The sequence below is a fragment of the Nocardioides pyridinolyticus genome, from assembly GCF_054653575.1.
In genome coordinates this window covers 1-10,785 of record NZ_BAAIFY010000047.1, presented here as the reverse complement: position 1 = coordinate 10,785, position 10,785 = coordinate 1, and the positions used below count along the sequence as shown (strand labels likewise).

General features: G+C 67.7%; 10 protein-coding genes. 2 read left to right on the top strand and 8 right to left on the bottom strand.

Annotation, left to right across the window (positions count from 1 at the left end; all coding sequences use genetic code 11):
* Positions 1–241 precede the first annotated feature (241 nt).
* The 7 genes from ACYQ0U_RS22095 to ACYQ0U_RS22065 all read right to left on the bottom strand — a co-directional run bounded on the left by ACYQ0U_RS22095 (position 242) and on the right by ACYQ0U_RS22065 (position 7,171).
* Positions 242–994, bottom strand: a complete 753-nt coding sequence (locus ACYQ0U_RS22095) for a DUF3105 domain-containing protein (RefSeq protein WP_459976043.1) — start codon at positions 992–994, stop codon at positions 242–244.
* Between the two features lie 621 nt (positions 995–1,615).
* Positions 1,616–2,572 (bottom strand): IS110 family RNA-guided transposase, encoded by a 957-nt coding sequence (locus tag ACYQ0U_RS22090; protein ID WP_459976045.1) that lies wholly within the window; start codon positions 2,570–2,572, stop codon positions 1,616–1,618.
* A 458-nt stretch (positions 2,573–3,030) separates the two neighbouring features.
* Positions 3,031–4,095 (bottom strand): HupE/UreJ family protein, encoded by a 1,065-nt coding sequence (locus ACYQ0U_RS22085; protein WP_459976042.1) that lies wholly within the window; start codon positions 4,093–4,095, stop codon positions 3,031–3,033.
* 150 nt (positions 4,096–4,245) lie between these two features.
* Positions 4,246–5,385, bottom strand: coding sequence for a cation diffusion facilitator family transporter (locus tag ACYQ0U_RS22080; protein ID WP_459976041.1), 1,140 nt, complete (start codon positions 5,383–5,385; stop codon positions 4,246–4,248).
* On the bottom strand, positions 5,382–5,786 hold the full coding sequence (locus ACYQ0U_RS22075; protein WP_459976040.1) for an ArsR/SmtB family transcription factor: 405 nt from the start codon (positions 5,784–5,786) through the stop codon (positions 5,382–5,384). The genes ACYQ0U_RS22080 and ACYQ0U_RS22075 overlap by 4 nt, the downstream gene beginning before the upstream one ends.
* A gap of 48 nt (positions 5,787–5,834) precedes the next feature.
* A complete protein-coding gene (locus tag ACYQ0U_RS22070) occupies positions 5,835–6,806 on the bottom strand; it encodes a M56 family metallopeptidase (protein ID WP_459976039.1) in 972 nt (323 codons plus the stop codon).
* Positions 6,803–7,171, bottom strand: a complete 369-nt coding sequence (locus ACYQ0U_RS22065) for a BlaI/MecI/CopY family transcriptional regulator (protein ID WP_459976044.1) — start codon at positions 7,169–7,171, stop codon at positions 6,803–6,805. Before ACYQ0U_RS22065 ends, ACYQ0U_RS22070 begins: the two co-directional genes overlap by 4 nt.
* Before the next feature lie 163 nt (positions 7,172–7,334).
* Here ACYQ0U_RS22065 and ACYQ0U_RS22060 point away from each other — a divergent pair, with 163 nt between their 5' ends.
* Positions 7,335–7,958, top strand: a complete 624-nt coding sequence (locus tag ACYQ0U_RS22060) for a GNAT family N-acetyltransferase (RefSeq protein ID WP_459976038.1) — start codon at positions 7,335–7,337, stop codon at positions 7,956–7,958.
* On the top strand, positions 7,951–8,760 hold the full coding sequence (locus ACYQ0U_RS22055; RefSeq protein ID WP_459976037.1) for a M15 family metallopeptidase: 810 nt from the start codon (positions 7,951–7,953) through the stop codon (positions 8,758–8,760). Before ACYQ0U_RS22060 ends, ACYQ0U_RS22055 begins: the two co-directional genes overlap by 8 nt.
* A gap of 161 nt (positions 8,761–8,921) precedes the next feature.
* Here the strand turns inward: ACYQ0U_RS22055 and murJ are convergent, their stop codons facing one another.
* A complete protein-coding gene (gene murJ / locus ACYQ0U_RS22050; protein ID WP_459976036.1) occupies positions 8,922–10,625 on the bottom strand; it encodes a murein biosynthesis integral membrane protein MurJ in 1,704 nt (567 codons plus the stop codon).
* Between the last annotated feature and the right edge of the window lie 160 nt (positions 10,626–10,785).

Here is a 10,785-nt window from a genome sequence, read left to right as displayed (position 1 = left end):
GTGACGAGCATGCTGCCCTGAAACCACCAGCGGACCGGGACGCGGAGCCGCTCACGGAACCTCGCCGATGGTCTCGCCAAAGCCCCGACTCCTCGCCCAGGCGGCCTTCGCCGCACTACTGAACCTCGCGATCAGGCTTCGCCGCAGGCTCATCTCGGCACTCTCGACCGATCATGGCCAGGTACGTACGGGCCATGGACAAGCTGCGGGGGAGCAAACGTGGCGCTCCATCATCGAGACCTCATCCGGCCTCGGGTTCTGGCGAGTCCAGGTAGGGGTACTCAGCCATGAAGCTGTTCAGCGCCTCGCCGCTGGTCTCTGAGCAGTACTGCCAGGCGCCGGTCTGCTCACCACTCGGGTCGCCGTCGCCGCCCACCGACCAGTGGCTCAACGCCACGTGCATGTCTTCGGGGAACGAGGCGCCGTCCTCGGTGGTCCAAGGGACGGCAATGAACTTGGATCGAAAGTTGTCGCTGTCGGCGAACTTGGCAGCTAGGCCACGCAGTTCGGTGATGGCGTCGTCGTTCTCAGCGATGGTCTCGTCGTACCAGAGAATGGTGTAGCCGTGCTCGAGATTGTGGACCAGTGACTCAACTTCGGGCCGGTCCTCGGGAGCGTAGAACTTTCGCTCAAAGACAGCTGGGGCGACGCCTTGTTCGTTCCAGTGGTTCCCAAAGGCTGGGGGCGCGGTGTCGTAGGTGACCTGCTCGGGGTACGGCACGTGTTCGGCCCCGCCAGACGCTGGCTCAGTGGTGATGTCGGTGCAAGCCGAGGCGGAGGCCCCGATGGTGGCCAAGTCAAGGTCCTCGAACTGCGAGAGTTCCGCTCGGTCACTGAGGATCGAGTAGACCGGAAAGGAGACGATAGCCAGCGCCGCCAGGACGCACGCGCCAACGATTATCAGGCCGCGGCGGCGTTCAGAGTTCTGCTGCTGGCTCCGGATAGCGTCGATCTTCGCTTGGCGGTCATTGCTCGGGGGCTTGGCCTTGGCCACGTGAGTGATCCTCGTCGTCGGCAGGACTCGCACGGACTGAAGTTTCGGGCGAATGCTGAATACTATCCAGCGTAGTACTTGTTTGTCGTCGCGCGCCGGAGCGTGGCCCGATGGCGCAGTTACGCGGTGGCGCATGGTGGACCCGGCCTTTCGTCGGCGGGGGAGTGGGGCGCCCGGAAACCTTGGGGCTCCGCTGGTGAAAGGGCCGCGCCTGCGTTCCCTTGAGATCGTCGGACCTCCCTGACGCGAGGGCTCGGATTGGGCTCGCTTTGGTTCGCAACGCACGCGACGGTGCGCCGCCGTAACCCGACGTCGCACACGACATCGCTGCTGGTCAGGGGAGCAGTCGATCGCAACGGATCGCACCTAAGGCGCAGGCTGGAGTGCACGCTCATGGCTCCCCTCTGTGTCAAGACGCAGCGGGTAGTGGGGTTCTAGGATGGGTGGTTGGCGGGTTCGGGTGAGGCTTGTCCGAAGAGTCGGTGTGGGGTTGTGAACCGGCCGCGCTGGAGTCAGAGTCGTTACCTCGTTGCCCACCCGGACCCGTCCCGGTGGTGGTGAGGCGTCGGGCGACGGCGTCGTCGAGGAGTTTGCGGTAGACGATGTCGGACAGGCGTCGCTTCAGGCAGTGCATTGCTTCATCGAGGTCTTTCCCTCGGCCTTGCGTCGGTCGTAGTAGTCGCGGCCGATGCCGGGGTTGCGTAGCTGGACGGTGGCCATGATGTGCAGGGTCCGGTTGATCTGGCGGTTCCCTGCCCGCGACAGCGGGTGGCGGACGTGGTCCCCGGAGGATGCGTCGATGGGTGCGGTGCCGTTCCAGGACGCGAAGTGGTGGCGGTTGGGGAATCGGGTGATGTCACCGACCTCGACCAGCAACCGGGCGGCGCCGGAGGGGCCGATGCCGTGCAGGTCCAGCAACGAGGTGCCGGTCGCGGCCAGCAGGACGCGTAGCTCCTTGTCGGCCGCTTTCTTGCGGGCGTGGATGCGTTCGAGGTCGCCGATCAGCTCGGATGCGACCCGGCGTCGGGTCTTCCCAGCGGCGTCGTGGGGTCGGATGGTGGCGATCAGCTTGCGAGCCTGGGCCGCGGACAGGTCACGCTTCGCACCGCCGGGGATCAGCTCCAGCAACAGGGCGTGGACCTGCGACACGATGCGGGTGTGGTCCTCGCCCAGGGAGCGGCGTCGGTCGACCAGGACCCGGAGCACTGCGAGCTGTTCGTCGTCGACGACCGGGCGCAGCCCGGCCATCCGGGTCGCGACCAGCGCCACGGAGTGGGCGTCGGTGGCGTCGGTCTTGCGGCCCTGCCCGGTGGCGAACACGCGGGCACGGGCTGAGAGTTTCGGTGGCACGTCGAGGACCTGCTCGCTGCCAGCAAGCAGCCGGATCGCGATGTAGTGGCCGATCCCGTTGCACCCCTCGACCGCCCACACCCGACGATCGGAGTCGGGCGCGATGGCGTTGACGTAACCCACCATCGCGGCGAAACCGCTGTCATCGGTGCCGAACCGGCCGCCACCGAGGACGGTCTCGTCACCGGTTATCACCTCGATCGTGGCTGATCGCTTGTGCGGATCCATCCCGATCACGACACGTTCTGCTTGTTCTTGCATGCACGCTCCCGACACTCGATTCCGATGGGTTCTTGAGTCGGGAAGGGCAACGCTACTTCGAGCTGGGCAGACCCCTCTTGAGCCTCTTCCGACTCTGCGACGCCCGGCCCGCGCACGCCATGAGTGAGCCACACGGGCCCGTCACCGGGCAGCGTGGGCAGCCGCATTGAGAGCGACGGACCGGACGTCTGGACCGACACTCGCCAGCACCAATCCTGAGGTCAAGGAAACAAGTAGCCGCGTAGCGTGCGCACGGAGCTGCTGGGTTTGCCGCATGGGTGACACGTCGGTCAGGCCCAAGTCCTTCCACTGAAGATCGCCGTCATCCCTGCGCGAACCCGGGTCGGCAGGCGGCGCAGACGTGTCTGGGGTGCGTCGCGTCGACGACCTCGTCCTTGTCTGACCGTGCACACCGGCCCTACGGGTTAGCCGCGTAGTGGTCCGAGCCAGTTCTGGCTGAATGCTTGGACGCTCTCCACTTCGATCTGCTCGCAAGTCATGGTGTCCCGCTGCTGGAGGACCTGCAGGCTGGTGTCGTCGTGGCTCCCGGCGAGCACTCCTTCGCCGTCTGGGCTCTCGACGAAGGCGCGGAGGGCTTCGAGGTCTGGCGAGCTGATGTCGGGCGGGTAGAGGACGATGACGTAGCCGTCTCCGAGTGAGTGACCGAAGTCGATCAGGGGCGCTTCTTCCTCGGGGTCGAAGAACGCACGTTCGGGGTGGTCGCCGCCGGTGGTGGGGAGCGGCTTGGTCGGTGAGGTGATCTCGCAGGTGCTGTCTGCCGACAGTTCGGCTGGCGGCGGGGCGGGAAGTGCGGTGACCGCGTTGAGGGCGATCAGGCTGGCGGCGACGGATCCACCGATGAATATTGGTGGGCAGGCGAGCTGGGCCGCTCGAGGGGTCTGTTCGGGGCCGATCAGTCTTCCGGCGCCGAACGCGATCGCGGCCATGGCGGCGATGGCGGTGAGCTGGCCGATCTCGATGCCGATGTTGAAGGCGATGACCCGCCACAGCTCGCCGTCCTCGGGGACTCCGATGTCCTGGAACCTGGTGGCCAGGCCGAGTCCGTGGATGAGGCCGAAACCGACGACGGCTGCGCCGAACAGCCTGAATCGCTCCGGTCGCCCGAAGATGCCGATGCCTGCCACGAACACCACGCTGAGCGCGATGACGACATCGACGGTGTCGGGATCGACCCGCCAGCCGGCCAGCGTGGCGGCGATCAGCGTGGTCGAGTGTCCCAGGACGAACAGACTGATCAGCTTGGCTGCGAGCCTCACCTCGCGGGCGACCAGGACGACACCGGCGACGAACAGCAGGTGGTCCCAGCCCAGCAGCATGTGCTCGATGCCGACCGGGATGAAGCCAGGGATTGACCGGTCGGCAGCCTCACCGCCGATGCCGTGGGCGGCGGCCGGGCTCGCGACGGCCATCAGGATTGGTACAGCAAGCAGAGGGGGGATCCACCATGCGATGCGCGGTCGGGCCATCATTGATGCTCCTGGGGTGGTCGTGGGGCGCGGGTCGAACGGTACGGGCGGCTGGCATGCCCGCCCGCGACCGCGTCCTGGTTGTCCGTGGGGAGGGCCGAAACGGCCCTCCGGGCCTCGATGGCCCGAACGCGGGGAACCCGCGCATCCCGGCTACTGGTGGTGGGCCATGACCTCGTGCGGGTCTTGACCATCGAGGTGGCTGGGGTTGACGTGGACCGTGGCGGCGTCCAGACGTGGCACGGCGTGCAGCAGCCGGTGCTCGGCCTCGACGGCGATCGCGTGACCCGCGGCAACACTGAGGGTGAGGTCCACGGTGATGTCGGTCTCGGCGCGGAGGCGATGGCCCAGCCACCGCAGGCGGAGGCTCTCGACGTCCTGCACACCTGGAACTGTGCGGAGGGCGGTCTCCGCAGTGTCGACGAGTTCGGGCTCGACGGCGTCCATGAGCCGGCGGTAGATGTCGCGGGCTGCGCTTTTGAGGACGACCAGGATGGCGACGGTGATCAGGAGTCCCACGATCGGGTCGGCGAGTGGGAAGCCGGCCATGACCCCGATGGCGCCGGCAGCGACGGCCAGTGAGGTGAATCCGTCGGTGCGGGCGTGCAGCCCGTCGGCGACCAGGGCGGCCGAGCCGATCTTGCGGCCGACCCGGATCCGGTAGAGGGCCACCGCTTCGTTGCCGACGAAGCCCAGGATGCCCGCGGCGAGGACGACCCCGACGTTGGTGATCGGTTGCGGGTCGATCAGGCGGCGTACTGATTCGTAGCCCGCGACGGCCGCGGACAGCGCGATCATCGCGACGATGAACACTCCGGCGAGGTCCTCGGCCCGGCCGTACCCGTAGGTGTAGCGGCGGGTGGGGGCGCGACGTGCCATGACGAAGGCGATCCACAGGGGCACCGCGGTCAGCGCGTCGGAGAAGTTGTGGATCGTGTCAGCGAGCAAGGCGACCGATCCGGTGAAAAGGACCACGACCAGCTGCGCGAGCGCGGTCAGGCCGAGGATGACCAGACTGATCTTCAGGGCCCGGATGCCCTCGGCGCTCGCCTCGAGTGCCGAGTCGATCGAATCCGCGGCGTCGTGGCTGTGCGGGCGGAACAGCGATAAGAGGAAGCCCTTGATCCCGGTGGCGTGATCATGCTCGTGCGCGCCATGGGGGTGGCCATGACCGGAGTCGTGCCCATGCTCGTGCTCATCTTCGTGGTCGTGGTGGCCGTGGTGGCCCTCGTCGGGGGCCCGTGACGGTGTGGGGGAGTGGTCTTCGGGGGGGCCGGACGGATTGGGGTTCATGCGAGGCTCCTGCTCGGGTTCGTGGCTGTCGACCCTGTGTGGTCCGGGTCGTCGCGGTGGTGTTGCGGTACGCCGCCGCCCGCGTGCTCGGCGTGGAAGATGGCGTCTTTGACGAGCTGGCGCACGTGGTCGCTCACGACGCGGTAGAACACCTGTGTCCCCTGCCTGCGGGTCTGGACCAGATGGGCCATGCGCAGCTTGGCCAGGTGCTGGGAGACCGCGGCCTGGGGTTTGGCCACCGCCTCCGCGAGCTGGTTCACGGAGGCTTCGCCAGGCAGCAGGACCCAGAGCAGTTTCACCCGGGTGGCATCGGCCAGCATCCGGAACACCTCGACGGCCAGATCGACCTGCTCATCCTCGGGAGGGACAGGAACCGTCTCACCATCGTTGTATGCGCACATATGCAGATACTAACGCACGTTGTGCCCGATCGTTGACTGAGGTGGGGGTCAGTGAGCGCTGCCTACCAGGGAGGCGGCGGGCCAGAGGACGATCGCCGGTGGCAGGAGTAACGCCAGGGGGATGGACCAGGTGAGCAGGACGCGTGGGGCTGCGCGCAGCGGGTGCTCGCTGTCGTCGGTTTCGAGTAGGCGTCGGATCCGAACTGCAGCGGCAGACCCCGAGAAGGAGAGCCCGCGAACGTCGGTTGCGGGGTGCGGGGGTGGTGTGCACATCGCGAGGAGCGCCGATGCGACGGTCTGGTGGCCGAATCGTCGGACGGCGACGTCGTCGGCGTCCAGCTCGACGAGCCTGCGGACCTGGGCCGGGTAGGAGCGCAGCGCGCCCGTCCGGGCCAGGATCGCTGAGATGCTGTCGGCGATCAGGATCATCCGGTGGTGGTGGAGGTGAAGGTGCGCGCGCTCGTGTTCGAGCGCGGCCTCGAGTTCGGTGGCGGTCAGTTGGGTGAGCGCGGCGCTGGTGAGGACGATCAGGCCGCGACCCCTGCGGCCCGGCAGGCAGTGTGCGGCCGGCACGGCATGGTCGACCACCGCCACCCCGACCGTGGAGTCGGATCCGAATCGTTTGGCGGTCCTGGGCAGCAATCGGAACTGGCGGCGGCGCCGTTCGTCGGCGATTGCCTTGCTGGTGACAACGACGAGCATCGAGATCAGCACCGCGATCGGCAGCAGGGCCGCCGCGTTCCACAGTCCATCGACGCTGCGACCGCCGGCGTAGGCCAGGTGAAGCTCGCCCTTGTCGGCATGCAGCAGCCAGAGCAGGCCGTGCTCGAGCACGTCGTGCGCTAGCAGCAGCGAGACACCGGTCACTGCGCCCAAGCAGGCCAGGGCTGACGCGTGCCACGCGAACAGAGCATGTCGCGGGTAGCGTGAGACCCACCGGGCACGGGCGAGCAGCCGATCGACGCCCCAGCCGGCGGCCAGCGCGTAGCTCAGAAGGACGGCGACCGCGTAGACGCTCAAGGGCCGGGATCCCCGCCGGTCTGTGTCAGCGCTTCTCGGAGTGCCTTCGCTTCGGTCGCGTCGAGCTGACCGGCGAAACTCAACAGGGCGGCGGACCGGTCGCCCGAACCCTCTAGCACCGAGCTCATCAGGTGCGCGGCGTACTCGTGTTCCTCGCAGGTCGCCGAGTACAGGTAGGAACGGCCCGCGCGCTCGCGGACCAGCCAGCCCTTGGCGCGCAGCCGCTCGATGACCGTGATCGCCGTTGTGTAGGCGACCGCCCGCTCGCCGGCCAGTTCATCGACGACGACACGGACCGACACAGGCTCGACGTGGTCCCAGATGACGGTCATCACCCGCGCCTCGAGCTCACCGAAAGACCTCATAGTGCCCCCATCATGCCCGACCGGCGCCGGAGAGGACGCGCCCGCGACGACCGCGACGGTCCCAGTACCTTCTACACTACGTAGTAACGTAGAAGTCATGTCGCCAGGCTCCGTATCCGACCCCGTGCCGCCCGGAACCAAGCCCCTCGCGGCGCTCCGAACCATGACCCGAGAAGACATCACCTTCGTCACCACCGAGCACCGCGCCCACTTCCCGGAGAACGTCATGGGCCGCCTCGGCGGCCCCTTCCTGCGCAGGTACTACACGACGTTCCTCGACACGCCGTACGCCGTGGCCACCATCGCGGAGACCGACGGACGGTCGTGCGGCTACCTCGTTGGCATCCTCGACACCCGTGCGCACCGGAAACTGCTGCTCCGTCGGCACGGCGCACGGTTGGTCGCCTGCGCTCTCCTCGGATTCCTGCTCCACCCCCGGCTCGCGAGCGGACTCCTCGCGCGTCGGGTCAGTCTCCGGTTCCAGCGACTGCGTGAACGCAACGAGACGACGGGTCCGCGACCCGCACCCGTGAAGGTCGCCGTGCTCTCGCATGTTGCTACGGTCGAGCGCATGCGGGGGATGAGGGTGGGAAGTGCGTTGGTGGCGGACTTCGTGGAGACCTCACGTGCGAGTGGGACTGACCGGGTCTCCCTGGCCACCCTCGACGGACCCGACGGAGCTGGCCAGTTCTACGCGCGTCAGGGCTGGCGCCTGCAGGCGCGTCGCCAGACCTTCGATGGCCGCTGGATCCGGCTCTACGACCTGGAGCTGCACGACGGTGAGTGAGACCACGCTCAAGAGCCGGAAAACAGGTGCACGGTTTCTCCTGCTCGCGGTGCCCGCTGCCCTGCTGAGCCTCGTGCTCGCCTCGTGCAGCAGCGACGCCGACCAGGGCCCCGGCGATCGGACCGACGCCGGGCAAGGCACGATTAGCGGCAGCCCGAGAATCGGCAGCCCGAGCAGTGCGCCCGACGCGCCGCAGCCCCAGGACGCCGTGATCCGTGAGGTCCCGCAACGTCAGTGGGAGGCGATGGTTGGCGCCGGCATGGTGCGGGAAGGCTGCCCCGTGACCCAGCGCTCCCAACTTCGACGGGTAGAGGTCGACCACGTGGACTTCGAGGGTGAGCTGCGGCGTGGCCACCTGGTGGTGAACGCCGACACGGCCCAGACGACCGCGCGGATCTTCACCCGCCTCTACGAGGAGGGGTTCCCGATCGAACGGATGCAAGGGGTGGAGAACTACGGCGGCGACACCTTGAAGAGCCTCCAGGACAACAACACCTCGGCCTACAACTGCCGTCGACCGGACCAGATCAACGCCCCCGTGCTCGAATCGCCCCACGCCAACGGCCGAGCCATCGACATCAACCCCCGCCAGAACCCGTGGATGGACCTGCGCTGCGACTGCTGGTCGCCCGGCCCCGAGAACGCCAAGCGCACACCCGGCCCCGGCAAGATCCTGCGCGGAGGCCCGGTCTGGCAGACCTTCCGCGATGAGGGCTGGATCTGGCAGAACATCGACGTCGCCGACTACATGCACTTCGACACCGGGTACCCCTCGACGCCATACACTCAGCCCGGTTCCTGAGCCCTCCGCACGAGCACTACGCGGCCGCGACGGGCACCGGACCCATCGGCATCCGAACATGCGCGCAGGCCCCGGCGGACAGATTCCCGGGCTCGCGAGCGTGAGCGTGGCCCCCATCGCTGTGCTCGTGGGTCCCCGGCTAACCCACGGCTAACCCACGGCTAACCCCGATTCCGGAGGCGTCGGCGGGCGAGGGTGCCCATCTGGATCACCTCCGGCACACGGAGCAGCCAGGCGAGGCCCAGGAACACCAGCGCGTCGACGGTCGCTACCGCCACCACCCAGAGTGCTGCCGTCAGTTGGGTGGGTTCCTCCACCGTGGCGTGTAGTGCCTGGGCGGCCGCGTAGGCCACAGCCGTCGCCCCGGCTGCTGGCACCACCAGCTTGCTCAGGAATCCGAGCAGTCGGTGAGTCTCCAGCCCCCCGAGCGCGCGCCGGAGCAGGAGGTACGACAGCGCCGAGCCCACGGCGTAGGAGGCGCCGTAGGCCACCGCAAGGGAGGGGGCCGTCAGCCGGGCGTCCGTCGCGCCGACCAGGGCAACGGCGACTGCGACGTTCACGATCGCGATGGTGCACTGCACCCAGAAGACCGTCCGGGTCCGTTCCATGGCGAAGAAGCCACGCAGCATCAGATAGTGGATGGTGAAGAACACGATCCCCGGTCCGAACAATGCGAGGGTCGGGCCGTAGTTCTCGTACGTGGATCGCGCGGCCCCGAAGGAGATGGCGTTCGCGATGTCGCCCGCGATGACTGGAATCAGCAGGGCGAACGGCACGATCAGCGCCAAGGCCATCCGCAAGGTGTTGGCCACGGAGTCGGCCAGCCCTTCGAGGTTCCTGTCGGCCGCGAGCCCGGACAGTCGGGGCAGGATCGCTGTCGCGAGTGACACCGTCACGATCGAGTGCGGCACCATCACGATGAGGAACGCCGTGGAGTAGATGGTGTATCCGGTGGCGTCAGCCGCCAGACCGACTCCGCATCCGTCGGTGGCCGACTGGGCGGTTCCGCCGGAGGCGAGACGAACGACGACGGTGTAGGCGATCTGGTTCACGATGACCACCAGCACCGTCCACATGCCGAGTTGAAGCGTGTGACCCAGACCTGAGTCCCGAAAGTCGAACCTGGGCCGATAGCGGATCCCGGCGGCCCGAAGGTAGGGGAGAAGGATGAGGAACTGGACCACGATGCCCAACGTCGACCCGAGCCCGAGCAGTAGCTCCTGACCTGGCTCGAAGCCATTGCACCGCTCGTCGCCCTGGGCCGGACCGTAGACGAACAGGTACGCCGCGAGCACCAGCACCGAGACGGCATTGTTGGCGATCGGCGCCCACATCATCGGTCCGAAGCGACCGCGGGCGTTGAGGATCTGCCCGACCAGCACGAACATGCCGTAGAAGAAGACCTGTGGCAGACAGTAGCGAGCGAAGTCGACGATCGAGGCACGCTGGGTCGCGAGCTGTGGGTCGTTGAAGCTGGGATCCAGGAACACGCCCATCACCCTGGGCGCGGCCACTACCAGGAGCACCGTGATCGTGCCGAGGAACAGCGCCGCGAGGGTGATCACCCGGTTGGTGAAGGCTTCACCGCCGTCAGCTTGCGTCGTGGTTGCCCGCACCAGCTGAGGGACGAGGACCGCGTTGAAGATGCCGCCCGCCAACAGGATGTACAGCATGGTGGGGATCGTGTTGGCGATCGCAAACAGGTCCCCGCTCAACAGATTGCCGAGCGCGGCGGCGAGCAGGAACGCACGAACGAAACCGCTCAAGCGGGAGAACACCGTGCCGGCGGCCATCAGCGCACTCGAGGCAAGGATCCGGTCCTGCTCGCCGGCCGGGACCCCGTGCGCCTCCCGGCCAGTTGACATAGCGCGGAGCCTCACGCACGAGGCCACGGAACACAAACCGGTTGCCCACCGAGGCGAGGCCATCGGCTCTGCCGAATCGTGGTGGCTCCGCGGCTGGCCTGTCGACCCGAGAGCGGACCGCGGCCCGGAGCAGGGCACATGCCAGTGCGGAAAGGCAGCG

Coding starts and splice junctions, on each gene's coding strand:
- ACYQ0U_RS22060 (WP_459976038.1), top strand. CDS start 7,335: ATGACCCGAGAAGACATCACCTTCGTCACCACCGAGCACCGCGCCCAC.
- ACYQ0U_RS22085 (WP_459976042.1), bottom strand. CDS start 4,095: ATGATGGCCCGACCGCGCATCGCATGGTGGATCCCCCCTCTGCTTGCT.
- ACYQ0U_RS22075 (WP_459976040.1), bottom strand. CDS start 5,786: ATGTGCGCATACAACGATGGTGAGACGGTTCCTGTCCCTCCCGAGGAT.
- ACYQ0U_RS22080 (WP_459976041.1), bottom strand. CDS start 5,385: ATGAACCCCAATCCGTCCGGCCCCCCCGAAGACCACTCCCCCACACCG.
- murJ (WP_459976036.1), bottom strand. CDS start 10,625: ATGTCAACTGGCCGGGAGGCGCACGGGGTCCCGGCCGGCGAGCAGGAC.
- ACYQ0U_RS22090 (WP_459976045.1), bottom strand. CDS start 2,572: ATGGATCCGCACAAGCGATCAGCCACGATCGAGGTGATAACCGGTGAC.
- ACYQ0U_RS22065 (WP_459976044.1), bottom strand. CDS start 7,171: ATGAGGTCTTTCGGTGAGCTCGAGGCGCGGGTGATGACCGTCATCTGG.